At 28.1% G+C, this 26,304-nt stretch carries 19 protein-coding genes and 6 pseudogenes; 10 read left to right on the top strand and 15 right to left on the bottom strand.

Translation table 11 applies throughout. The annotated features are described in order from the left end of the window. Nucleotides 1-573 (top strand): hypothetical protein, encoded by a 573-nt coding sequence (locus JJC03_RS12925; protein ID WP_235873432.1) that lies wholly within the window; start codon nucleotides 1-3, stop codon nucleotides 571-573. On the opposite strand, the pseudogene ddpX reads toward JJC03_RS12925, so the two are convergent. The 4 genes and pseudogenes from ddpX to JJC03_RS12905 form a co-directional block, all read right to left on the bottom strand. Beyond that, nucleotides 554-1,180, bottom strand: a pseudogene (gene ddpX / locus JJC03_RS12920) (D-alanyl-D-alanine dipeptidase). The gene JJC03_RS12925 and the pseudogene ddpX sit on opposite strands and share 20 nt — an antisense overlap. Nucleotides 1,181-1,257: 77 nt before the next feature. Then, nucleotides 1,258-1,575, bottom strand: a complete 318-nt coding sequence (locus JJC03_RS12915) for a hypothetical protein (RefSeq protein ID WP_103715406.1) — start codon at nucleotides 1,573-1,575, stop codon at nucleotides 1,258-1,260. Between the two features lie 442 nt (nucleotides 1,576-2,017). After that, on the bottom strand, nucleotides 2,018-2,737 hold the full coding sequence (locus tag JJC03_RS12910) for a hypothetical protein (protein ID WP_088398712.1): 720 nt from the start codon (nucleotides 2,735-2,737) through the stop codon (nucleotides 2,018-2,020). Nucleotides 2,738-3,095: 358 nt separating this feature from the next. Next, nucleotides 3,096-4,601, bottom strand: a complete 1,506-nt coding sequence (locus tag JJC03_RS12905; RefSeq protein WP_088398713.1) for an FAD-dependent oxidoreductase — start codon at nucleotides 4,599-4,601, stop codon at nucleotides 3,096-3,098. Between the two features lie 486 nt (nucleotides 4,602-5,087). On the opposite strand from JJC03_RS12905, the gene JJC03_RS12900 reads away from it, so the two are divergent. The 4 genes from JJC03_RS12900 (at nucleotide 5,088) to JJC03_RS12885 (ending at nucleotide 8,912) form a co-directional block, all read left to right on the top strand. Further along, nucleotides 5,088-5,795 (top strand): ABC transporter ATP-binding protein, encoded by a 708-nt coding sequence (locus JJC03_RS12900; RefSeq protein ID WP_088399647.1) that lies wholly within the window; start codon nucleotides 5,088-5,090, stop codon nucleotides 5,793-5,795. A gap of 1 nt (nucleotide 5,796) precedes the next feature. Next, a complete protein-coding gene (locus JJC03_RS12895; protein ID WP_088444791.1) occupies nucleotides 5,797-6,561 on the top strand; it encodes a TIGR02757 family protein in 765 nt (254 codons plus the stop codon). Between the two features lie 369 nt (nucleotides 6,562-6,930). Beyond that, nucleotides 6,931-7,392, top strand: a complete 462-nt coding sequence (locus tag JJC03_RS12890) for a DUF4280 domain-containing protein (RefSeq protein WP_235819362.1) — start codon at nucleotides 6,931-6,933, stop codon at nucleotides 7,390-7,392. A gap of 680 nt (nucleotides 7,393-8,072) precedes the next feature. After that, a complete protein-coding gene (locus tag JJC03_RS12885) occupies nucleotides 8,073-8,912 on the top strand; it encodes an OmpA family protein (RefSeq protein ID WP_235873431.1) in 840 nt (279 codons plus the stop codon). Between the two features lie 138 nt (nucleotides 8,913-9,050). On the opposite strand, the gene JJC03_RS12880 is transcribed toward JJC03_RS12885, so the two are convergent. From JJC03_RS12880 to JJC03_RS18100, 8 genes and pseudogenes are all read right to left on the bottom strand, one after another. Continuing rightward, the gene (locus tag JJC03_RS12880) at nucleotides 9,051-9,215 is read right to left on the bottom strand and encodes a hypothetical protein (RefSeq protein WP_235873430.1); all 165 of its coding nucleotides are present in this window, start codon (nucleotides 9,213-9,215) and stop codon (nucleotides 9,051-9,053) included. Between the two features lie 95 nt (nucleotides 9,216-9,310). Continuing rightward, nucleotides 9,311-9,622: a hypothetical protein gene (locus JJC03_RS12875; protein WP_235873429.1), complete on the bottom strand. Its 312-nt coding sequence runs from the start codon at nucleotides 9,620-9,622 to the stop codon at nucleotides 9,311-9,313. Nucleotides 9,623-9,815: 193 nt separating this feature from the next. Beyond that, nucleotides 9,816-10,185: pseudogene (locus tag JJC03_RS12870) on the bottom strand (methylglyoxal synthase). Between the two features lie 3 nt (nucleotides 10,186-10,188). Continuing rightward, nucleotides 10,189-11,040, bottom strand: coding sequence for an N-acetylglucosamine kinase (locus JJC03_RS12865; RefSeq protein ID WP_088444789.1), 852 nt, complete (start codon nucleotides 11,038-11,040; stop codon nucleotides 10,189-10,191). Between the two features lie 200 nt (nucleotides 11,041-11,240). Further along, nucleotides 11,241-12,238, bottom strand: a pseudogene (gap, locus tag JJC03_RS12860) (type I glyceraldehyde-3-phosphate dehydrogenase). A gap of 83 nt (nucleotides 12,239-12,321) precedes the next feature. After that, nucleotides 12,322-13,250 (bottom strand): annotated as a pseudogene (gene pfkA, locus JJC03_RS12855) (6-phosphofructokinase). Between the two features lie 234 nt (nucleotides 13,251-13,484). Continuing rightward, the gene (locus tag JJC03_RS18105) at nucleotides 13,485-15,149 is read right to left on the bottom strand and encodes a translocation/assembly module TamB domain-containing protein (protein WP_258931896.1); all 1,665 of its coding nucleotides are present in this window, start codon (nucleotides 15,147-15,149) and stop codon (nucleotides 13,485-13,487) included. Beyond that, nucleotides 15,131-17,953: a translocation/assembly module TamB domain-containing protein gene (locus tag JJC03_RS18100; RefSeq protein ID WP_258931895.1), complete on the bottom strand. Its 2,823-nt coding sequence runs from the start codon at nucleotides 17,951-17,953 to the stop codon at nucleotides 15,131-15,133. Before JJC03_RS18100 ends, JJC03_RS18105 begins: the two co-directional genes overlap by 19 nt. A 180-nt stretch (nucleotides 17,954-18,133) precedes the next feature. Between JJC03_RS18100 and tsaD the strand changes: the two are divergent. The 5 genes and pseudogenes from tsaD to JJC03_RS12825 all read left to right on the top strand — a co-directional run bounded on the left by tsaD (nucleotide 18,134) and on the right by JJC03_RS12825 (nucleotide 22,396). Beyond that, nucleotides 18,134-19,149, top strand: a pseudogene (gene tsaD, locus JJC03_RS12845) (tRNA (adenosine(37)-N6)-threonylcarbamoyltransferase complex transferase subunit TsaD). 46 nt (nucleotides 19,150-19,195) lie between these two features. Beyond that, nucleotides 19,196-19,898: pseudogene (locus tag JJC03_RS12840) on the top strand (16S rRNA (uracil(1498)-N(3))-methyltransferase). 129 nt (nucleotides 19,899-20,027) lie between these two features. Further along, on the top strand, nucleotides 20,028-20,678 hold the full coding sequence (locus tag JJC03_RS12835; protein ID WP_088399669.1) for a DUF4159 domain-containing protein: 651 nt from the start codon (nucleotides 20,028-20,030) through the stop codon (nucleotides 20,676-20,678). A 4-nt stretch (nucleotides 20,679-20,682) separates the two neighbouring features. Next, nucleotides 20,683-21,189: a TrmH family RNA methyltransferase gene (locus JJC03_RS12830; protein WP_235873428.1), complete on the top strand. Its 507-nt coding sequence runs from the start codon at nucleotides 20,683-20,685 to the stop codon at nucleotides 21,187-21,189. A gap of 259 nt (nucleotides 21,190-21,448) precedes the next feature. Beyond that, nucleotides 21,449-22,396, top strand: coding sequence for a zinc metalloprotease (locus JJC03_RS12825; protein WP_088399673.1), 948 nt, complete (start codon nucleotides 21,449-21,451; stop codon nucleotides 22,394-22,396). Nucleotides 22,397-22,961: 565 nt separating this feature from the next. Here JJC03_RS12825 and ypfJ read toward each other — a convergent pair. The 3 genes from ypfJ to JJC03_RS12810 all read right to left on the bottom strand — a co-directional run bounded on the left by ypfJ (nucleotide 22,962) and on the right by JJC03_RS12810 (nucleotide 26,233). Beyond that, nucleotides 22,962-23,819, bottom strand: a complete 858-nt coding sequence (ypfJ, locus tag JJC03_RS12820) for a KPN_02809 family neutral zinc metallopeptidase (protein ID WP_088399675.1) — start codon at nucleotides 23,817-23,819, stop codon at nucleotides 22,962-22,964. Between the two features lie 3 nt (nucleotides 23,820-23,822). Further along, nucleotides 23,823-24,185 carry a response regulator gene (locus tag JJC03_RS12815; protein ID WP_258932624.1) on the bottom strand — a complete coding sequence of 121 codons (363 nt, stop codon included), beginning with the start codon at nucleotides 24,183-24,185 and terminating at the stop codon, nucleotides 23,823-23,825. A 113-nt stretch (nucleotides 24,186-24,298) separates the two neighbouring features. Further along, the gene (locus JJC03_RS12810; protein WP_235873426.1) at nucleotides 24,299-26,233 is read right to left on the bottom strand and encodes an ATP-binding protein; all 1,935 of its coding nucleotides are present in this window, start codon (nucleotides 26,231-26,233) and stop codon (nucleotides 24,299-24,301) included. Nucleotides 26,234-26,304 lie beyond the last annotated feature (71 nt).

The following is a 26,304-nucleotide window of genomic DNA, read 5'->3' as shown; positions in this document are numbered from 1 at the left end:
ATGAAAATAAAATTAAGTTTATTACTTCTCATCTTAAGCAATTATATTTGGGGACAAAAACCTTGTGACTTAGCTGTAAATGTAACCGATTCTATAGGCACTTTAAAAGAAACAAAAGGTTGTATTGTATATGAAAAAGTTTTTGGAGGAAAAATAACTCTTATTTCAATTTCTTTAGTAGCTACTGATGGTATTCCTTCATTAAAATTGCAACATATTCAAAAAAGCACTGAATTTGAAACTCCAATTTGTTTTAACAAATCATCTAAAATCATTTTTCAACTTTCTAATGACAGAATATACACTTTGCTTTATGGGGATGATGATCGTTGTGATAATTTAATATATAATGAAAAAGAAAAAATTAACAATCGCTTTATAGAATCTAACTTTTTTTTCCTAAAAGATGATTTACAGGAACTAAAAAAATATTCTATTCGTTTTATGCGTATTCATTATGCTGGAAATTCTATAGATTATGTTATACAAAACGAATTAGATTGTGAAACATTAGTTGAAACATATTTTCCTGCTAAATTTTTCATAGATCATTTTAATTGCATTTCCAACTAAGGTTAGATAACTGAAACTGACGGGATCCTTCTAAACCATAATGCCACCATTCTGATCCTAATGGCTCAAAATGATGTTTTTGCATTACTTCTTTTAACCATTTTCTATTTTTAAGTACCTTTTTAGATAAATTTGTGTAAGTATGAGATGATTCTTTTCCAAAATGATCAAAAACAGTTCCCATATCTACTTCATTTCCTAATGTATCCACTAAAGTTAAATCTACTGCTCCTCCTCTATTATGAATTGAGCCTCTTTCTGGATTTGCTACATAATTAGGATCAGGAACTATTTGCCACATTCTTTTTGTATACTCAAAGGTCGATAACAATCAAATATTTTTATACGATAACCTTTCTTTTTAAACTCCTGATTAGCTTTTATTAATTGTACAACTGTTTTATATCTCAAATAACAGGCTGCACAGTCGTATACCTTATTTTTTTAAAAAATTATCTTGGGTAGCATACTTTAATTCTAAGACAAAGTCATCTGAATATTCATTTAGGTTGACAAGAGTTGTATCCTGCACTACTAGTTTTTTATTATTTTGAGAAAAATAACTTATTGGAAATAAAATAATTATCAAAAAAATAATCTTTTTCATAAATATACATTAGATTTTACTATTAAATAAGGTAATAAGAAACGAGTCTAGTTTATAATTATCTTATAACCTTAATTTTATACTTCTTGTTTTTTATCTTGATAGTATTCATAAAACCAAGTAATTGTAAAAGATGGTATAAAATCTAAACCTGGGGTTATTTCTTCAATAAAAGTAAGGACTCCTGCAATTTTACCTACTGTTCCTTTATAAAGCATACTCATCATAAACCCTGCAAAAGGAGCCCAAAAAATATCTATAAACTCTCCTATTCCAGGAAATAAATAACTAAAATAACCTACAAAATCCATTATAATACTTATAATTAATTTTGCAACTGTTGCTTGTTTTTTCCTTTTATTTTTTTGTATTAATTGATCTTCGGCTAAATACACGATAAAAATATAAATAATTAATATAAATCTCTTTTTTAGATTTTCTGATACTAAGCTTTCAATCTTTATTTAGATAAAAACATTCCTTTGTAAAAAGGAATTCTACACAATATCTTCTATCTATAACGCTAAAATATTATTTTCAAAGATAAAGATATTAGATTTTGTAATCTTTTTAAATAGTAAATGTATCATTAAAAAATAAATAAGAAATTTTTAAAAAGAAAAAATACGCTAAGTTTCTATATTTCTCTGATTAGCTTAGAAAGAATCATCGTATTTTGTATGAAACTTATTCATTTTATTATACGAATAGAATTCTTTCAAAGCTAAAAAGATTTTAAAAAATCTTTTAATTCAAGGTAATTCAGCCATTCAGGACCTATCTAATTTATTAAAATCAATATGTTTTTTTTATTAAAGTTTCAATGTAAATTTACTATTATGCTAAAATTAAGCGAATTAAAAAAAACACTGATAAAACACTGATAATTATAGATAGAGTCTTATGATTTCTAGAGTTATCTAAAGCTGTTTTTAGAAAATTTATAGATACACAATCTCTATTTATCCAATTTTGTGATTTATAAACAAATACAGAATTTAAAACAAATAGATGACATGCTGTTGCTATTCTTGAGTGAAAAAATTCATTTGACTGAAAAGCTATAATAAAGGAGGCTAAATGAGCCATTAACACTGTAACTTTAGGTAATAACATTTTATTATCTATCAACAAAACTCCAACTAACCAGGAAAAATAAATAAACTGTAATTCAATAGGGGCATCGTATCCATACATAAGCACTCTATTATCTGGAGAGAGTATTGTTCCTGTGCTTCTAAAATAGTATATAAAAAGACCTGTTGTTAATGCAATGGTAGGTATTAAATTAGAATATGTTTTTTTAACTAATAAGGAGAGTAAAAATCCTCCAGATTGAAAAAAAAAGAATACAGCAAATACTATATCAAAAACAATTATTTCTATATTTAAAAAAGTATTTAGTTTTAACGTAATACATATGATATTAAAAAAAGTTTCTAATATGAGTAATCTTTTAATATCTGATGTTAAATTTTCCTTATTAAAAAAAGGAATAGCTAATAGAGGGAATAGTAAACTAATTAAAATTTCACTATAAACACTTTTCTGAATCATATATTGAATAGAAAAACAGTATAGGATGCTTATAAGAAAAAATAGTAAGGTAGTATATATTTGATACTTTTTATTTAGTAATGAGGTCATTCGTTCTCTTTTAAATTAATCTTTCTTTCATTATATTTAGTATTAGATGTTTATAAGTAATAATGTATTAAATTTTATAATTTATTAGGTGTAATTCATCATCAGAATAACTCTAATTAACAAACATCCTGTACAGACTACTAAATTTAGTATTTTTAAAAATTAAGGTATCTAGTTTTATTTCTGAAACACTTAGAGCAAACAAAAAATTGGCTATTACACCTAATAAATTATAATATATTACAGATAAACACTTTAGAGTGTTTTATTATGCTTCAACTAAATAATTATTTACAACTTTAGAGCAAATTGTAGCATTTTCCATACATCTTTCAAGTGTTGAAGGAACTGTCCATATTTGTTTTTCATCATTAACCCACTCTCCAGATATAAAAACATTATTACAATTAGATGAATTAATTCCTACTGTATTGTTATAATCTGGATTGATTAATTCATTTTCAAATATCCAAAAATATTTTTCGCCATTTTGTTCTTTTATTACTGGACCATGATGCCAATCATTATACTGCTCAAGGTTAAAATCTGTATATTTAAGATATTTTGCCCCTACCCCAATATTCATATTTCCATACATAATATCCTTATACATATATTCCTGTAAACCTAATTGGAATAATATTTCTTCTTCTACTTCTTTTAAAGTACATTCGATTAATGGTTTATTATGCAGCGGTCCTTTTTCCTTTTCGGTTTTGGTAGCGGTAATAGAAATAGTAACTTTTACATCATTAGAAAACTCTTTATGTGCATATTTTTTACTGTGATATAATTTGTAACTCAGTCCCCAAGCAGAATCAGCAATAATTCCAATAGTTTTATCTAAAAACAAACTTGGAACTTCTTTAAAATGAAATTGAAATCCATGACTTTTAATGTAATTAACTGATAAACGTTCTGCAATTTTAGGTAATATATTTACAACCTGTTTTGGAGGAATTGCAAGAATAAAAGCATCCGCTTCAATAACGTTGTTTTTTTCTGAAATTGCATTTATAGCTACACCATCACTAATATTTAGTTTTTTAATTCCTTCATTAAAACGAAATTTCACACCTCTTTCTTTTAAAAAGCCATACCATGGTTCTATTAATGAATCAGATATAGGTCCATTAAGAGTAAGACTTGTTGTATTTGTTCTAGTATATACTTTTTTCTTCGATAAATTTTTATAGTTAAATAATAACAAAAAATCTCCTGTTTTAGTATTTCCATTCCCTCCTATCCATGTTGATATTATTTTAAGAATAAAATGAGCTAATTTTGGTCTTTTCTCAAATTCTAAATAGGTAGACAAAGGCATATTTAAAGTGTCTTTATCTAAATTATCTATAAATAATTTAGATCTAAACCAGTAAATATCTTTAAGTGGCACACCTGAAAAAAATAAAGAATTAGCTGATTTTAAATTATCTACTAATTGTTGAAAAGAATTAAAAAAGTTTCGTTTAAAATTCATAAACTTTTTTTCGTTTGCCCAATAAAATTGAACATTATTTAAAGGTTCAATATTCTTCAACAAATTATCTCCTTTATATTCAATTTCTTTTAATGTTGAAATAAAATTCATATTAGAAGCAAACATTTGTCTATGGGTAAGTTCTGTTGGTAGACCATTTTCAAAAGTACCTATACATTTACCTCCTGGTTGATCTCTTGTTTCATAAACAGTAACTAAATTACCTGTTTTAATTAATTCGTGAGCCAATTTAAGTCCTGTTACACCAGAACCAAAAATTACGATTTTCTTCATTTGTTTAATTTATTATGTAAGCATACAAAATTAAAACATTTTTTCACAAGACTAAATGCGTGACGCTTAATATTAACAAAAAGTTATTAAATCAATATTTTGCATAGCAAAAAAAACTAATCCGTATTATTAAAACCGACAATTATAAAAAACTAACTATCAAACATTTAAAAAATAACCAATAATTCTCTTTTTATATGTTATATTCTGAATTAATTAAAAGTAAAAACTTACAAAAAAAAACATAAAATCATTAATAGGGATAACAAACAAAATAGTCTATAAAATTTTACAATTGTAAATGCAGTTAATTTTAGAAATAACAATTCAATACTTTCAATTACACGAAGATCATAATGTTTCAAGATTGTTTTTAATATATAAACTCTTTTTTTGATTAAATGAAGGATAATCTATTATCAAGCATAACAAAACTTTTTTTGAAGTTCATTAAAATTCTTTGTTTATTTGTGAAAATACTCAGGAATGATTAAAGCAACTAATATTCATAAATACTTCGGACAATTAAAAGTTTTAAAAAGAGTTAATCTTCAAATTAGAAAAGGAGAAATTGTATCAATAGTTGGTGCATCTGGTGCTGGAAAAACTACTTTATTACAAATCTTAGGTACGTTAGACCAACCTAGTTTTAAAAATAGAAAAGGTATTAATCTGACTTCTTCTTTAGAAATTAATGGCCAAGATGTTCTAAAAATGAATGATAAAGAATTATCTAAGTTTCGAAATTTAAATCTTGGTTTTATTTTTCAATTCCATCAACTTCTACCTGAATTTACAGCATTAGAAAATGTTTGTATACCAGGATATATTGCTAAAAGACGCAAAACAGAAGTAGAGAGTGAAGCTAAAAAACTATTAGCCTACTTAGGATTAGAACATCGTATGAATCATAAACCTATGGAATTATCTGGAGGAGAACAACAACGAGTTGCTGTAGCTAGAGCGATGATTAATAAACCAAAAGTTATTTTTGCAGATGAACCTTCTGGTAATTTAGATACGGTAACAGCAGAAAATTTACATAAATTATTTTTTAAACTTCGCGACGAACTAAATCAAACTTTTGTTATTGTTACTCATAATGAAGATTTAGCTGACATGGCTGATCGAAAAATTACAATTGTAGATGGTAATATAAAAGACATTAACAACATAGAAGTCGTTCTTGATTAAAATGGAATTAAGAGAATTAAAAGATTTTTTAGACGAAAAAGTAAATTTATATAATCGTCCTGACTTTATAGAAAGTGACCCTATTCAAATTCCTCATTCCTTTACTATTAAAGAAGATATTGAAATAGCTGCTTTTTTAAGTGCTACTATCGCTTGGGGCAATCGGAAGATCATTATTAAAAATGCACAAAAAATGATGAGCTTATTAGGTAATTCACCTTATGATTTTATTCTAAATCATAATTCAACTCAACTAGAAAAACTAAATTCTTTTGTACATAGAACTTTTAATGGAAAGGATTTTATACAATTTATAAAAAGCCTTCAACACATTTATTTACATCATAATGGCTTAGAAAATATCTTTACAAAGCATACTAAAAATAATTCTACACAAAAAGCAATTAGTGAGTTAAAAAATATTTTTTTCGAAATTTCTCATCTAGAAAGAACTAAAAAACATTTATCTGATCCTTTAAATAATTCAGCGGCTAAACGAATTAATATGTTTTTACGCTGGATGTGTAGACAAGATTCTTCTGGGGTTGATTTTGGAATATGGAAACAAATTTCCCCTTCTTCATTATCTTGTCCTTTAGATGTTCATTCGGGCAATGTAGCTCGAAAATTAGGTCTTTTAAGTCGTAAACAAAACGATGCTAAAGCATTACATGAATTAGACCTTAATTTACGTTTAATGGATCCAAAAGATCCTGTAAAATATGATTTTGCTTTATTCGGATTAGGCGTTTTTGAAGGGTTTTAAAAACAGCCTTTTCTTTAATTAAACTCTGCTAACATTAAAATTTCTCTACATATAATCTTTTTATTAGACCTTTTATCTATCACCCTTATCTCTTTTTTCCCTTAATTTAAAAATTACCATTTACCTTCATAAATAATAAAAATATATTTAATATTAATAAAATGTTTCTTTAACTAATTTAAATACATTTTTCATTTATTAACGTTCAATTTTAAAAGAGTTCTCTTAAAAAGAAATCTTTCTTCTAATTACTATTGAGCCTTTAAACAAACATCTAAAAACAACAAATAAAAGAAAAAATTAATTTTTAAAGACAGTCAATAAAAACTATTTTTACAATTCAACTAAACTAAACTAAAATTAACAATTATGGCAGAAAAACACATTGTAGTACAAGGTGCTATATGCAAATGTCAATTTGGTCAAACTACAGACAAAATCAAGGTTCTATCCCACCAGAAAGAATATGCTAACGACAAAGAAGGTACTAAAAAACTAATTGTAACTACAAAAGAAATAGGCAGTTCTACTTTTGAAAAAAACACCTTTGGTAACTGTCCAAAAATGGGAAATCCACCTCCCCCATGCAAACCCATGATAACAGAATGGAAAGATTTTTATAAAAATGTAACCCTCAGCAATGGAGGAAATATGATTATAGAAACCAGTAAAACAGTATGTGCTATAGCAGGTACTCCTTGTATTGAAATTATAGACCATGGACAACGAACAGAAGCAAGTCTACAAAATTTCAAAAATGTTAATAAAGATGTAATAAGGCAAAATAAATCCACTTATAAACTTATGAAAAATATACGAAAAACAGCCTAAACATGATGGTATAGAAATAGCATTTGAAAATCCTCAAAAATAATTAAGCTATAAGTGGAGGAATAAAAAAAAATACATTATGTAAAAGGTCCAATTTTTGAAAAACAATCTACCCCTAATGAATCATTAACTATAGTTCCTGATGAATTTATCTGGTTTAATATAGAATGGTTAAAAGAAACTACCGAAAAACAAAAACAACAAAATGTTTTTTGGATATAGCAAGAAGGTAATAAAAAAACAATACTTAAAAAAACGGCTCTTAACGGCTCTATGCTTTACGGAATCAAGATTCCCAAAAAACTATGTGGTTATTGTTATTTCCTTGAAGCCAGTTTATCTGGCAATAGAAATAGTGCTAAAAAAATCATACTGGATTATATATATACGGATATTGCCTCCCTAGAATTATAAAAAGTAAATGGAGCGTAAGCGGCGATGGTACTCCTGCAGGAAAAGAAAAAATTTTTGCTTATGGTGAAAAAGTATACCTTAATCTAGACACTGAAGGTATAAACGGATATCCTTATCTTACAATAGAAATATATGCCCACAAAACATTAGCTTCTGACCCTTTAACAAGAACCATTACAAACGTTAAAGTTACTGACGGAGAAATAAACATTGAAATTAATAATACGAGTATATGGTACGGTAAACACTCATTCCCTAATCATGTAATGGAGTTTTATGTAAAAGTAAAATTACCTAATGGTAAATATATACAAGATCCTAACGGTGATTATATACATGCTCGATATTTACGAATAAAACCAGAATTTAAAAATCAAATACCTGAAATACCACAAAATACTACAGCCTCAAAAGTAGGAACCCCTGACATAAACAAAAGAAATTATCATTCCTGTCACTTCAAAAATATAGAAATAAAAGACAGTATAGATACCTTTTATATTTTTGAAGATGGTAAAACATTATTAAAAGATCTACGCGTTACCTCACGAAAAGTAACACAAACCGCATATTTTAAATACGACAGGTACGACCTAATACCAGAAGCTAAGAAAACCCTTGATATATTAATTGATTTTTTATTATACAATCCTTTTCTTGATATCATATTAGAAGGTCATGCTGATGAACAAGGCAATCTGGACTATAATCAAAATTTATCCGAAAAAAGAGCACAAAGTGTAAAAGATTATTTATTATACAAAGGTTTAAAAGATGAACTCATCAAAATACGAGGATTTGGAGAAGCTCGAAATGCAACAAAAAATGCCACTAATGAACAACAACACGCTAAAAACCGTCGTACTACTATAGAATTTAGATATAATGAATACGATAATAGTGCCATGCTCTACCAGACCCTAGCAGGTAGTGAATTAAAAACAAAAGAGATAAGCATTAATTTACAGAACTTTCAAACGAAAGGGTGTATCAGAAAAAATGATAAACATGAAAAACAGATTGAAATAAAATCTAAAAATAGTAAGGTGATTTCAGAAGGTAATGAAGTAACAGTAAAAAAAGTATCTTTTTTATCTGATATGTAATAGCTTTTCTTGTGCTTGTGACTAGTTCTAAATAATCGATACAGATTGTTAAATACTAAGTCCATTCTAAATAAAATATTTTTAGAATGGACTTATTTTTTAAATTTATTTTTTCTTTTAAATACTAATTTTTACTATTTATTTTCTAAAAGGTTCATATTTACTAGTCCTATCATTATAAGCATACTTGGTTGTCATTGTCTTATTACTTAAACTAAAATCACCATTAGACAATAACGTAAACAAATAGCCTTCATTTCTCTTTTTAGAAATAGTTTGTGAAGTCGTCTTTAATCTATCCAAATATTCTATTTCTGTTATATCTATTGATTTTTCTGTATTAGCTATTAAAAGTGTTTTATTTAAAGGATTCCAAATCTGATTTTCAGTTAAGGTAGCTAATTCTTTACGTAATGAAGTCTCTTTTTTTCAATAGATTTCCAACTTACATGGTAAAATATACTATTTTTAACTTTTAACTGATTAATCTTAATAGTATTAGGGATAAGATCAGGCTTGTTTTTGGTTAAAAGTATACTATCTTTTAAAACAACTAAACACATATCTCTTTTCTTATTTAATACAACACTAGCTTCTCCATTTTTAGCTAATAAAAGATTGGAACTTGTATTATCAGTTGATTTCTTCTTTTGTGCTTGAATTGTTAAATTCAGTAGAAAAAAACTAAATAAAAGAACTATTTTATTCATAGATGTAAGTTTTTTATTGGTTATTGTTTACTTATTAAATTACTTTATTTATTAGCTTATTTTTTATAAACTTACTATAAACAGCATATATTTCACTAAAAACAAGCACTATACCAATATAAATCTTTTTTTTAAAAAAACATAAGAGATGAATAAAATAATGTATCCTTAAGTAATAACTATTTTCACATCTTTATTTGTCTATGGCATCTAATAACAACTGTGCAGTTGCTTCATTAGTTGCTAAAGGCACATTATGAACATCGCAAATTCTTATAAGCATATTAATATCAGGTTCATGCGGATGGCTACTCATTGGATCTTTAAAAAACAAAACCATGTTACATTTTCCTATAGCAACTCTAGCTGCTATTTGTGCATCTCCTCCTAAAGGACCACTTAAAAGTTTTTTAACTTTAATTCCGGTTGCCTCTACTTTTCCTCCTGTTGTACCAGTTGCAACAACTTTTATACCTTCTCTTGAAAGTAAATTTAAATTTCTATTTACAAACTGAACCATGTCTGCTTTTTTTCCCATCATGGGCAATTAGTGCTATTTCCATTTTTTAATTGGTTTGTAAATGATAAGCAATTAAACCATCTATTGGTTTTTGTAAAATTTTACCAATTTTTATATGATGTTTTGTAAGAACAGATTTTATTTCATCTTGTAAAAAATAAGCTACAGACCCAATAAAGTGATTAGGTAATTCTTTATAATCCTCAAACTGTTTGATATTATTTTCTACAAAAGACTCTATTTCTTCTTTTATAATTTGTTGACAAAATGAGTCTTCTTTATGTTTTATTAAAAACGCTGTAAATGAGGCCAAATAAGCATTTGGATTAGCTTCTTTATATAAATTTTGCTTAATAACATCTGGGTCTAAATCATAAGAAGTTTCAAAAATTTCTGCTAATTTTTTAGGCATCTTATTATAATAATATCCTCTTAATAAATGGCGTCCAAAACGATTACCTGAGCAATCATCCATTACAATATATCCTAATGATTCTACTTTTTGATGTAAAATTTGTCCATCAAAATAACTACAATTAGATCCTGTCCCTAAAATACTAACAATAGCCTTTTCTCCTTTTAATGTTGTTGCATATACAGCTGCATATGTATCTTCATAAACGCTAATTTTTGCATTTAAAAAATATTTTTCAAAAATACAAGCGAGAAAATCTTTCATTCTACTTGTTCCACACCCTGCTCCATAAAAATACAGAAAAGAAACGTTTTCTCTATTTATACTTAACTCTGAATTATCATTTAAGCGTTTTAAAACTTCTGTTTCTGTTAAAATTTCTGGATTTAGGCCTAATGTATGCGTAGAAAACAAAACATTTCCTAATTCATCTATTGCAATCCAATCTGCCTTTGTTGAACCACTGTCTATTATTAATTTCATTTGTATAATTTTTTAATAGCTTGCTAAACATTAATAATGAAGTAATTAGATTTAACAAACTCTTTTTATAATATTTATTTTAGATATGTTTTTTTTCCTGGAATTTTTAATACAATAAAATACTATCTAAAAATGGTTTTAATGATAATAAAAAATCCCGTTTCATCAAGAGAAACGGGAGATAAAAATAATAATTTTAGTTATAAATTAGCTATATGTACAGCTAAATCTATTAATTTACTTGAATAACCATACTCATTATCATACCATGATACAATCTTAAAGAAAGTAGAATTAAGACCAATACCTGCTTTAGCATCTACAATTGATATTCTAGTATCACCAACAAAATCTTGCGAAACTACATCATCTTCTGTAAATCCAATAATTCCGCTCATAGTAGACTCAGAGGCTTTTTTAAGAACTGCCATAATTTCTTCATAAGAAGTTTCTTTACCTAATTTCACTGTCAAATCTACTACAGATACATCTGCTGTAGGTACGCGCATAGACATACCTGTAAGTTTTCCTTTTAAACTAGGAATAACTTTAGCAACTGCTTTAGCTGCTCCTGTTTGGGAAGGTATTATATTTAATAAGGCTGAACGTCCTCCTCTAAAATCTTTTTTTGAAGGTCCATCTACTGTTAATTGAGTGGCTGTTGTAGCATGTATTGTAGTCATTAATCCTTCTACAATTTCAAAATTATCATGAATAACCTTTGCTAAAGGTGCTAAACAGTTAGTGGTACAAGAAGCGTTAGAGACTATAGTATCGTTAGCTGAGGCATCTTTATGATTCACTCCCATCACATACATTGGGGCATCTGCTGAGGGGGCTGAAATTACCACTTTTTAGCACCTCCATCAATATGAGCTTGAGCTGTTTCTAATTTTGTAAAAATACCTGTACATTCTGCTACTATTTCTGCATTTACTTCGTCCCATTTTATTAATCGAGGATCTCTTTCTGCGGTTACTCTAATAGGGCGATCATTTACTAGTAAATTTCCATCAACTACTTCTACTTTTCCATCAAAACGCCCATGGACTGAATCATATTTTAATAAATAAGCTAAATGATTAACATCTAAAAGATCATTAATTGCTACTACTTCTACATTATCTCTTTTTAATATTTCTCTAAATACTATACGTCCTATACGACCAAAACCATTAATTCCTATTTTTACTTTCATATTTTATTTTTTTAATTCTTTTACAACCACTTATCTTCTCATTATCATATAGTATATTGTTGTTTTTTAATCTTCATAAGATATTAGATAGACATGATATCTGATACTTTAAGGAGTTCTTGATCAATTTTAGAGCTTCCTTTTATAGCTTGTTCTAGAGGGGTTAAAGCTACTTTGTCATCTAATAATCCAACCATATAGTTTGATTTTCCTTCTAAAAGGGATTCTACTGCTTTTACTCCTAAACGAGCAGCTAAAACTCTATCAAAGCAAGAGGGTGATCCACCTCGTTGCATATGTCCTAATACAGAAACTCTAACATCGTATTCTGGTAAGTTTTCTTCAACATATTCTTTTAGTTCAAAAACATTTTTTCCTATTTTATCTCCTTCTGAAACGACTACTATACTAGAGGATTTCCCTGAAGCTTTACTTCTTTTTAATGATTCTAGCAATCTATCTAATCCTAAATCTTCTTCTGGAATAAGAATTTCTTCTGCGCCTGCTCCTATTCCTGCATTTAGGGCAATATGTCCGCGTCACGCCCCATTACTTCTACAAAAAAAAGTCGATTATGAGAACTGGCTGTGTCTCTAATTTTATCAATAGCTTCTACTACGGTATTCAAGGCAGTATCATATCCTAGTGTATGGCTAGTTCCATAAATATCATTATCAATGGTTCCTGGAATCCCCATAACAGGAAAATGAAATTCTTTATTAAAAACTTCTGCTCCAGTAAAAGTTCCATCTCCTCCTATTACTACTAAAGCATCTATTTGAGCTTCTTTAATTTTTTGATAAGCTAATTGTCTCCCTTCCAAAGTTCTAAAATCGTTAGAACGAGCAGATTTTAGTATTGTACCGCCTTTATCAATAATATGATTAACTGAACGAGGTCCCATTTCTTTAAAATCACCTTCTATAAGACCTTGATACCCTCTATAAATACCTACACACTTTATATTATAAAAGGCACATGCTCTTACAACAGATCGAATGGCCGCATTCATTCCTGGGGAGTCTCCACCAGAGGTTAAGACACCTATTTTTTTATATTATTATTTGACATTAAAAATGGGTTTTCTTAATAAGTAAAGTTACTAAGACTAGTTTTACTTAAAAATGATAAATATTATTTTATATTAATTTTTAAGTATTTTTTACAATCATAAAAGTAAAGAGGATTATAAAAAATACTCAATCAGAATCTAAGTTACCACTTTTTGTAGAAATAAACAACTAATTTAGCTCTGGAATTCTATCCTCATCTTCTTTTGGTTTTTCAGAAGATTTTTTTGTCTTTTTTCTGTAAACTGGATGATTTCGGGTAATAAATCAGAATCAGGGATTTGATCTTTTGGCTGATCTGTTTTTCTTTTATCTCTAACCTTTTTAGAGTTAAAAACCTTATACATTAATTCTTTAAAAGTATTAAAATCAACTTCATAGCTTACTCCTAATCCTTGTGTATAGCCTATTCCTCCTTGACCTAAATAAGTTATATCATTTTCCCGATTAAACACACGAGCTTTTAACGAACCGTCTTCATTTAAGCGTAACTGTACTTCTACATCGCCCACTACAACTGATTCATTAATTCCTCCAACAGGCACACCAAACTTACCATTAATTGTAATTTTATCGCTTATTTGTGTTGAAACGGTAAATCCAACACGTCCTCCTGTTGTGGTTTCTTGATTAAGTCTATCGTTTTGAACATAATTAAGTCCTAGTTTAAAACGATCGTCATTAGCAAATAAGTCATCAAATAAGCTATTAGCTCGTTCTAAAATATTACCGCTAATTACATTTTCTACGACTCCTTTATCTGATAGGAAAGTTCCTGATGAAATTAAGGACAATGCTTGTTTTTGACGTGTATCAAAATCATTTAGTTTATAGTCTATTTCCGAACGGAGTACTGAACTTACGGTTGGAAAATTTATAAAAATTTCAGGTGTTGGATTAGTTAACTTATCTGTTAACTTAATTACTACTTCTGTAGGTACTTTTTTATTAAAATTAGGGTTATCTAATAGTATAGAAGGATTAGCTTCCGTTTTATAAACTGCTTCCATATTTAAACTTGCATTTAAGGGATCTCCATCCCAAGAAATGTAACCTCCATTTTTAACTTTTATTTTTTTATCTATAAAACCTCCGTATTTAAAATTGTATACTCCATCATATACCTGAAAATCGCCCCACATATTAAATTTACCTAGAGTATTAATTTCCATTAATAGAGAACCACGACCACGACCTTTTAGTCCATGACCATTATTTTTATTAATAATTACTTCTATTTCTGCAACTGGAGTAATATCTAGCTCAAAATTTAATTCTAAACCGTTATAATCTTTATCTATATTTTTAACGTTATGATTCGTTGTTTTAGAATTTACAAATTTTATGTAATTTTTTTCAGAACTAGCCTGATCATCATTAATTGGTATTTTTAAAGAAGATCCTTCTGCTGAAGTAGCATCAACATTAATAACTAAGGCATTTGTAGGTCCTTTAATACTTGCTGTTCCATCCATGTAAGCTGTTCCATAATACAAGGCTCCTTCATGGTCTTTTGTATCAAGTACAACAATACGATCAGAATTAATATTAAAATTTAAATACCAATCACTTAATTTAGTATGTTTCACCCAACCTTCCATAACTCCTTTTGTTCTGAATTTAGAGTCTGTAACCTGTATATCTCTGAATGAAAATTGATTTTCTGTAACTTCTACTATAGAATTGTTTCCAAAATTATAGTCTGTATTTAAATAAGGTATTTTAATACCGGATTGACTTAAATAAAATCGCCCGTTTATTTCAGGATTATAAATATTTCCTTCAAATTTGGCAGAACCAGAAGCTAGTCCGCGTATATTTGTTATAATATCAGCTCCCATTGGGGTAAAAAGGAAAGATCAAAATCTTTAAGTCTAACATCAAGATCCATTAATGTTTTATTATCTTGAAAATAAAGATTTCCTTCTGTTTTTAAGATATCATTTCCTTTGTTATTTAAAATAGAATTAATCTTAAAATTTCGAAAGCTATCATCTCCTGTTACGGCTATATCAAATTTTCCTAAAGGCAAATCATTGATACTAAAATCATCAACTGTTAATTCTGAAGCGGGTTCATAAATATTTCTTTCTTGCTTAAAATCTATATCACCGTTTAACTTTCCTTTAAATCGTAAATCATCTATAGAAGGAGTAATTTTATCTAACTCTACATCTTTAAATGATAATCGAATATCTTTATAAGTAGAATCTCGCAAAACCCCCATTAACTCCATTGATTGATCATTATGAGAAAGTGAGATTTTTTCAATAGAAAAATCAGTTAATTTTTTATTAAATATAATTTTGTTGTTACGCTCTTCTTTTTCATTTAAAAACCATAGATAATTTTTAAAATTTATTTCTGATTTTTTAATTCCTACTACACTTTTATTATCTTCATCAATAGTATGATATAAGTTTAAGTTATAAAAATCTTCTGCTTTATCACCTCCTTTAAACTCTGTTCTTACAAATAGAGTATCATTAGAGGTTACATTTATGAGGCTCATTTTTGAAACTTTATAGTATTTTGTTTTGATACTATCTACTTCAACATAAGCGTTATAAAGAGGGTTTTTATTATCTATATCAACACTAATACTATCAAATTCGTTATCATATGCCTTTATTTTAGGAGATTTAAAATTTAGCTTAAACAAACCTTCATTCGAATTGATTTCTCCTTTCATAAAGGTATTTTCACCTAATGAAATTTCAGGATAAAATATTTCTATTAATTTACTATAAACATTAAAATCAAATTTCATGAATTGTCCTTTACTCACTTTATTGGGTGAATAATTAGCATAGAGGCTTCCTAATGAATTTTCTATTAAATCGGGTAGTTCTTTGAACTTAAATCTCCCTTCTACTTTTCCTTCTACTATATCAGGTGAATTAATTGTAATGGTTCTAAATCCATCTTTTTCAAAAGTAGATTTGACCATAAAATCATCAAAGAAGTAGGTTTCTTTAGGGTTTTCATATGACGTTTTATTTATGTATACATTTCCATAAATATTATCGATTGAATTTCCTTGTAAATCCATTTTTACCTCTCCTCTAAAAACAGAAACAGCATCTGATGTATAAAGATTTATTTTTTTTAAGTTAGCATACTCAATTTTTGCATGAAAATCATATTTATTTTCTTTTCTGGTTAAATCAAGAAAACCATCAAAGTCCATAATTAAATTAGGGTCGTTTGCCTTTATAGAACCTTCAAAAATAGCTTGGTTCATTTGACCGTCAACAACAATATTTCTGTAATTATATTTGTTATAATAGATACTACTAATTGTTCCTTTTATTTTTGTATTCAAATATTTTTCTACAAAACCTTTTCCATCTACTTCTGTATCTAAATTTACAATTCCTAAATCTTTTCTGTTTAGAAATTTTCCTAAATCAAATTCTGTCAGTTTAACATTACCAATGTACGTTGCATCATCAATATTATCTATATTGGTCATAGCTAAATTAGTTTTTACAGTTCCTAATGCGGAAGAAAGTAAAACATTTGCTTTTAATTTTTTTAAATCTATTTCTGCCTGACCACTTAATAAGAAAGTACCTAATTTTTTAAAATTAGTTGGTAATTTTTTTCCTAATATATTAGGTAGTATTTTGATCAAATTGTCATAAGTAGAGGTTATTTTAGAAAAGCGTCCCTTTATATAATAGGTGTCTTTTTGTTTTGAAAAAAGATTTTTAAATCGAAAATCTCCTTTAATTTGGGATCCAAAATCATCTAATAAAACTAATCTTTTGGTAAAAAAGTTGTTTAAAGTTCCTAATAATTTACCTTTTACTTGATATTTCAAGTCCTTACCAAACTCTCCATAAAATTTATTTAAATCATTAGAGGACAATGTTCCTTCTTTAATTTTTACATCAAATAGTACTTTATTATTAAAGTCTGCAAAATCTTTACGATCATAACGTAATTCTACATCTCCTACTAAATTAGATTCAGAAGTTTTTAATTTTAGTTGAGCAAGATGAATATTTTTTTTTGTGTAAGTAAAATTGGATGATGATTCTTCAATTTCGATCCCTCTATTATCTACAAATGACATTTCATCAATTTGAGTTGTAACATCTGGACCGAGAATTTTAAATTTATGAGTATCTGCATTTAATTTTTTAGCACTAAAAACTAAAGGATCAGATATATTGTCATCCCAAAAATAAAATTCACTATTCATTAAGTGAATCTTATTTATGGTCATTAAAAATTTTTTGTTAGAGGTAGAAGGGGTTCCATCATCAAAGAGTTCTATAAACTTATCTAAATTCGTATCACGTTCTCCTTTATAATTTCTAATTTTGAACTTCAGTCCATCCATTCTAACTTCACCAAAATGTAAATCACCATCAAGAAGTTTTTTAAAATCTAAAATATTAGTTTTTAGAACATTTATATGAAATAGAGTATCTTTTTTATAATCCTTAATAAAGACCTTTTTAAGTTTAACACCTCCAAAAACAGTAAAATTAGCTTCTTGAATAGTTATATCTGTACCAAATTCTTTATTCAAAACCTCTGTTGCATACTGTCCTAATTTAGTTTGAACAGAAGGCATAGAAAGAGCTATAACCAATGTTAGCAACAATAATACAACTCCAAGAAAAAAATACATCTTGAATTTTAAAATTGTTACCCACAGACTTTTTTTATTTTTTTTTACTTCAGCTTCTTGCTCTTGCAAAGGGAATATATTTTTGAGTTAAAATTTAGTAACTTTGGCACCGGTTGTAAAAATAATCTATTCCTTAATTTTACGCAACTTTACGAACAAATTCTATGCCTTAAGATAAAAATGAAAGATATTTACATATTAGCAATTGAAAGTTCTTGTGATGATACGGCCTGCGCTGTATTACAAAACAATAAAATGTTATCAAATGTTGTTGCTCGTCAAAGTATACATGAAGAATATGGTGGCGTAGTTCCAGAACTAGCCTCTAGAGCGCATCAACAAAACATTGTTCCTGTAGTTGACGTAGCCCTAAAAAAAGCAGGAATTACAAAAGAACAATTAACAGCCATTGCATTTACACAAGGACCTGGCTTAATGGGCTCTTTATTAGTTGGAACTTCTTTTGCTAAAAGTATGGCTATGGCATTAAACATTCCTCTAATAGCAGTAAATCACATGCACGCTCATATACTAGCACACTTTATAGAGGAAGAGGAATACACTAAACCTGAATTTCCTTTTTTAGCACTTACTATATCAGGAGGACATACTCAAATTGTAAAAGTAAACAACTTCTTTAACATGGAAATCATAGGAGAAACAACTGATGATGCTGTAGGTGAAGCTTTTGATAAATCTGCTAAAATATTAGGCCTTCCTTATCCAGGCGGACCACTTATAGATCAGCATGCTCAATTAGGCAACCCTAAACGTTTTGAATTCACCAAACCAAAAGTTGACGGGCTTAATTTTAGCTTTAGTGGACTTAAAACTCAAATTTTATATTTTATCCAAAAAAATATAAAAGAAAACCCTCTTTTTATTAGTGAAAATCTAAATGACATATGTGCTTCTATACAGTACACTATCATTAAAATATTAATGGACAAGATAAAAGAAGCTTCTATACAAACAGGAATTAAACAAATAGCTATAGGTGGTGGTGTTTCTGCTAATAGTGGTATCCGTCAAACTTTAAAAGAAGCTGAAAAAAATATAATTGGAAAACTTTTATTCCAAAATTTGAATACACCACTGATAATGCTGGCATGATAGGTATTGTTGGGTACTATAAATTTTTAGAAAATCATTTTAGCAATAATTCAGTTACTTCTAAAGCAAGAATTGAGTTTTAAAAAATATAATCATCAATTATTAAGGGACTAATTTACAAATTAAGAAATGCAATTATTTTACAATCCAGATATAACAAAGAATACTATCGATTTTTCTTTTGACAAAGAGGAAAGTAAACATATCGTGAAAGTATTACGTAAAAAGAAAACGACATTTTATTTGTTACTAATGGTGCTGGCTTCTTATTTGAAACAGAAATCACTTTAGCTTCAGAAAAAAAATGTATTGTAAAAATTAATAACTACAAATTATCCGAACCAACTAAATTTAAATTGCATTTAGCTGTTGCCCCTACTAAAATGAATGAGCGTTATGAATGGTTTTTAGAAAAAGCAGCCGAAATAGGAATACATGAAATAACACCTATTATTTGTGAACATTCAGAAAGAACCATTATAAAGATAGATCGCTTTGAAAAAATTTTACAATCAGCGATGAAACAATCTAATCAATTTTACCTACCTAAACTAAATGAACCTATAATATTTAAAGATTTCATTAATCAAGATTTTAGCGGTCAAACATTCATTGCACATTGTGAGGATAGTGATAAAAAAATCTAAAAAAAGAAATAATACCAAATTCAAAATACACTATTTTAATTGGACCTGAAGGCGATTTTTCAGAAAAAGAAATCAAATTAGCACTTAATAAAGGCTTTACCCCCGTAACCTTAGGTAATACTAGGTTAAGAACCGAAACAGCTGCTGTAGTAGCCTGTCACAGTGTAGCTTTTATAAATGAATAATTATTTTTCTTTTTTTCGTATTTAAAAAAGGAATTTATCCGTTTCATTTTCAAAAAAAGCATAACTTTAATTCAAATATAATTACAACATCGTTTCCAAACTAATAGATAAAACTCATCTCTCTTTAAAATGATTAGAATATATTTTTTATTTTTTAGCCTTTTTAGTTCTTTAAACCTTCCTATTTTCTCCCAAGAAATAGCCTTACTAAAATATAATGGAGGGGGTGACTGGTATGCCAATCCTACTTCATTACCTAATTTAATAAAATTTACTAATCAAACGATTAATACACGAATAAAATTAAAACCTTCAACAGTTACTCCTGGTAGTAGTGATATTTTCTCATATCCTTTCATACACATGACAGGACACGGAAATGTAGTTTTTAACACTCAAGAAGCTGAAAATATCCGAAATTATTTAAATGCAGGAGGTTTTTTACATATAGATGATAATTACGGAATGGATCAATACATTCGAAATGAAATTAAAAAACTTTTCCCTAACGAATCTTTAACTGAAATTCCTGTTTCGCATATTATCTTCCAAAAACCTTTTTCGTTTCCTTCTGGATTGCCTAAAATACACGAACATGATGGCAAAAGACCTCAAGCTTTTGGAATATTTTTAAATAATCGCCTAGCACTATTATATACTTATGAATGCGACTTAGGCGATGGATGGGAGGATTATGAAGTACACAATAATCCTAAAGAAGTACGAGAAAAGGCTTTAAAAATGGGCGCTAATATCTTAAATTACGTTTTTAATAATTAATCATTTGGAACAACTCACGCATTACAATTCAACATTTGAATCTAAAAAATTCCCTATTACATTAGTCTGTGATGGTGTTTATTTTCAGGAAAACATTGGTAGTATTTTCCGTATTTGTGATGCAATGGGAGTTTCTAAAATTATTTTTTCAGGTTCTAACTTTATCTTCTCCGAACGCAAAATAAACAAAACATCTAGAAGCACTCACAGAACAGTTCCTTTCGAAATTATAAAAGAACAAAACTCACTGATTAACTACCTCAACACAACATTTTCTACTCGTATAGCATTAGAAATTACCCAATCTAGCATTCCTCTAAATGAAATAAAAATCAATTTAGACCAACCTATTACGTTAATAATAGGAAATGAAATACATGGTATTTCTGCTAAAATTCTAGAAGTTTCTTCAATTCATACCCATATTCCTATGTTTGGACACAATAGTAGCATGAATGTAGTTCAAGCATTATCTATTGCTCTCTACGAATTAATTCAAAGACTGGCTTAATATTATTTCAAAACCAATAACTAAAAGGAAGGTCTTTTTTTACACTTCTAATACTGAACACCCAAATAACAACCTAAATACTATTTTTTTATCAATAAAAACAAAAAATATTTACATAATAAACAAATTAAAACACAATAAAATACATATAATATTTTAAAAAAGCGTTTTTAATAAAAAAAATATTTTTTATAAAGAATATATTTTATATCATTGCAACAGAATAAAACAAAAATTATCAACCAAAAACCAATCAATTATGAAAAAAGTTTTATTATCAGCATCTGTAGCATTAATGATGTTTTCTTGCCAAAAGGAAGATAGTTCTTTAACCGCTCAAACAGATACTACTGCTCACAGAGGATGTGCTTCTCATGAAGTTTTAGAAAGACAAATGCAAGAGGATCCTGCTTTAGCTTCAAGAATGGCAGCTATTGAGCAACAAACTGCAGAGGCTATCAAAACAGGACGTTTAGTAAATGGAAAAATTGAAATTCCTGTTGTTGTAAATGTGCTATATAGTAAAGCTTCAGAGAACATTTCTCTTACTCAAATACAGTCTCAAATTGATGTATTAAACAAGGATTTTCAAGCTTTAAATGCTGACTACAACAATGTACCGGCCGTTTTTTCAGGAGTAAAAGCAAATGTTGGAATTTCTTTCGTATTAGATCAAGTAATTCGTAAATCAACAACAAAAACATCTTGGGGAACAAGAGACACTTGTAAAAAATCTAAACAAGGAGGTATAGATCCTACATCACCTACGACTAAGTTAAACTTATGGTGTGCTACTATTGGTGGTGGAATTTTAGGCTATGCTCAATTCCCTGGTGGTTCTTCTACTACTGATGGTGTTGTAATTGATTCTAAATATTTTGGACTTTCAGGATCAACAAATGCTCCTTACAATTTAGGAAGAACAGCTACTCACGAAGTAGGTCACTGGATGAATTTACGCCACATATGGGGAGATGCTACTTGTGGATCTGACCAAGTGGCTGACACACCAACACATGACAGTGCTAACTATGGCAAACCTGCATTCCCTCACTATTCAACTTGTACAGGTACACCAGTTGAAATGACTATGAACTACATGGATTATACTGATGATGACTCTATGAACATGTTTACCCTTGGACAAAAAGCAAGAATTGATGCCATCTTCGTATCAGGTGGAGCTAGAGCTACATTTGCTCAATAATCACAATAAAGTTATATTTTCTCATCATAATATTTTTACTTTAAGCCTGATCTTTTTTAGATCAGGCTTTTCTATTTGCTTTTAATAATAAAAATAGGCACCCTATTTTATCCTTTTACAACAAAATTATTTTTGATTTAACAAACAACACTATATAATCCTTTTCTATAGCTATAAAATTTAAAAGAACTAATAAAATATTTTCTAATTTAAAACAAAAAAAGAGGCTGTCCAAAAAGTCCGCAATCTTGCCATTTCGACCAAAGGGACAAACCACATAGTGCTGATTATAAAACTCCTCCTTACGTCGGAGTGACAAACTGTGTGTTAATTTTTTTCTTTTAGGACAGCCTTCCCTTTTATTAATCTAAATAGTTATTCTTTTCCTTAAATAAATTTAATATACATCCAAACACTCTAACACTTTCAAGATTATAAAAAAGTAATTACTCCAAAACTTATATTTATGTAATTTATAGAAGTTTTTTATAGCTAAGACGACTGAAAGAAATAAACTAATCTAGAAATAATAAAAAAATATTCTCTAAAATTTTAATTATAACTACTATTTAATTTCTGCAAAAGTATCTCCTACTCTAAGATCTCCCGTTTCATATCCTTTTAAAAACCATTTTTTCCTCTGTTCAGAAGTACCATGAGTAAAAGACTCTGGCACTACATAACCTTGCATTCTTTTTTGAATAGCATCATCTCCTACCGCCTCCGCTGCACTTAATGCTTCTTCAATATCGTCTGGATCTAAATATTTTTGATTATGCTTAGCCCAAACTCCCGCATAAAAATCTGCTTGTAATTCTAAAGCTACGGATAAACGATTCCCTTCCTTCTGCCCCATTCTTTGTTGCAATTGTCTGACTTTATCTGAAGTTCCTATTACAGTTTGTAAATGATGTCCTACTTCGTGAGCTATAACATAAGCTGTTGCAAAATCTCCTTCTTTAGCACCAAAACGAGTTCTTAACTCATCAAAAAAAGCTAAATCCATATAAACTTTTTCATCCCCAGGACAATAAAAAGGTCCTGATGCCGCAGAAGCATTACCACAGGCTGTTTCAACTACATCAGTAAATAAAACCATTTTTGGATTTCTGTAAGCAATACCATTTTCTTTAGATAATCGACCAAAAATATCTTCTGTATCAGCAAAAATCGTAGCCACAAAACGGCCCATTTCTTTTTCTTTTGAGGTAAGTTCACGCTGTGCAGAAGGTGCTTTTTGTGAACTAGATTGATTTATTTGTTCTAAAACTGGAGTAATCATTTTACCTGTTTCTCCTCCAAAAAGATTTAATAACAAAATTAGGATACTTAAAATCCCTCCACCAGCCACCATTTTCCCTCCGACTGAAACCCCTCTTCTATCTTCAACATTATCACTTTGACGTCTTCCTTGCCATTTCATATTTTATCTCTTATTTATTTGATTTAACCATTTAAATATTGTTTTCTCGAAAAAATCTTTATCTATAGGCTTAGAAATATAATCATCCATACCTACTTCTAAACATTTTTCTTTTTCACCTTTTATAGTTCCTGCCGTAAGAGCTATAATTGGAATATTTTGATTTATTTTTCTAATTTCTAATGTAACTTCATACCCATTCATCAGAGGCATCTGAATATCTAACAATATCAAATCAGGGGTATTTTGAATGTATTTTTCAACCCCCACTATTCCGTTTTCCGCTTCAAGAATAATAACATGAGGTATTATTTTCTTTAAAAGAGTTTTAGCAAGCATCATATTAATCTTATTATCTTCTACGATTAATATTTTAAATTCATTCTCTCTAATAGTTTTAATATCTTCTTGACAAACTGTTTCATCTTTATGAAATCTACGATCTATACATATTACATTTTGAGTACAAAAATCTAAATCTAACTCAAAAAGAAAGTACTTCCTGATTTATAATTACTTTCTAATTGAAGTTTCGTTCCCATTAGATTTAAAATATTATTAGAAATTGTCAAACCTAAACCTGTTCCTCCATATTTTCTAGTCGTTGAGTTATCTTCTTGAGAAAAAGGTTCAAAAATTCTTTGATGATTTCCTTTTCTTATACCTATTCCACTGTCACGAACTAAAAACTGAATTTTAACTTTATTTTCTTTTATTTCTTTTACTTTTAATTCTAAAACTACCTCCCCTTCGTTTGTAAATTTAACAGCATTCGATAATAAATTCAATAATACTTGTTTTATTCTTAATGGATCTATAGAAACATATTGAGGAATTTTTTCATCGAAGACAAAATTGAGCGCAATTCCTTTTTTTTCTGAATCAAAACGTATTATTTTAACAATTTGCAATACTAAATCATATAGGTTTGATTTTTTAAATTCTAATTCTAATTTTCCCATCTCAATTTTAGAAAAATCTAAAATATCATTTACTACTTCTAATAAAATCTTAGCTGATTCATTTACTGTTGATAAATATTCATTTTGAGTTGGATCTAATTGTGTTTGCTGCATTAAACCTGAAAATCCGATAATAGCATTTAAAGGAGTTCTGATCTCATGACTCATATTGGCTAAGAATTCTGATTTAGCTTTATTAGAGGTTTCAGCATATTCGCGAGCTTTTATTTCTTTTTCTATCAATTTTTTTTCTGTTACATCTACTAATATTCCTCCTATATAGGATACTTTTCCGTCTTTAATAACGGTATCACTAAATTCTTCAATCCAGATATATTCTCCTGTTTTTTTCTTAATTCGATATATCAACTGAAAAGGGATATTATTTTCAAAAGCTTTTTTATTTTCAAAAATTACTTTTCCTTTATCTTCTTTATGAGTTAAATCAATTAAATAAACTTGACCATTTAGAAATTCTTCAGGAGTATAACCTGTAAGATTTTCTATTTTATCACTGATATATATTTTAGAAAATTTTTGATCATATTCTGATAAAAACACTACTCCTGGTATATTATCTGCTAATAATTTAAACTGTTTTTGAGACTCTTCAATTAGATTTAAATTTTCAATTCTTTCAATTGTAATAGAAACATTATTAGCTAAAATTTGAAGTATACTTACTTCTTCTTCTGTCCATTCTCGCTCTTTTGTACAATCATCAAAACCTAAAAAGCCTCTAAATACATCATTAATAAATATAGGAAATAACAAAATAGACAATATTCCTTGTGAACATAATCTTTCGTAAATAAAGGAATCATTTATTTGAGAACTTTTTGCTTTAAATACTTGTTTTTGTGATAACACTTGATAATAAATCATATTATCTTCATGAAGCATTCTTTGTAAAGCGGCATTATTTATTTGAGGCTGTATATTTTTACTATTATTTACCCATTCATTTTTATGACTAAAATAGTGTTCTACTTCATTATTTTCAAAATAGTAAATACGATCTATATTGGTAGCTTGACCTACAATAGAAAATATTTCTTTAAACAATTGATCTAAGTTATTATTCTTTAATAATTTTTCTGTTGAAACTGCAATTGCTGTTAATATTCTTGTTTTTTCTTCTAATTTTTCTTCTGTTTCTCTTCTTTTATAGGTTTCAATCGCAAGAGAAATAACATCCGCAATTGATCTGGCAAAATTAACATCATCACTATCCCATTCTCTTTTTTGTTTTGTTGTTTCAAAACTTAATAAAGAATGTAACTCTCCATTAATAAAAACAGGAAGATTTAACATCGATTTTATTTTCTCTTTCAGAAAATAATCATCTACAAATTCATTTATATAAAAATATTCGTATACGTCAGTTGCTACAATTAGTTGTTCTTTTTCTAAATATTCAAAATAATTAGGTCTATCTGACTTAAAGGACACTAATCCAACTTTAAAATCATCTAATTCTAAATCATATAAGGAAAAACACTTAAGGCTTAATTTATCATAAG

This window comes from Flavobacterium oreochromis (assembly GCF_019565455.1).
In the GTDB taxonomy this organism is placed as follows: Bacteria; Bacteroidota; Bacteroidia; order Flavobacteriales; family Flavobacteriaceae; genus Flavobacterium; species Flavobacterium oreochromis.
Note: the sequence above shows the minus strand (reverse complement) of the source record. Positions and strands in the feature narration are given on the sequence as shown.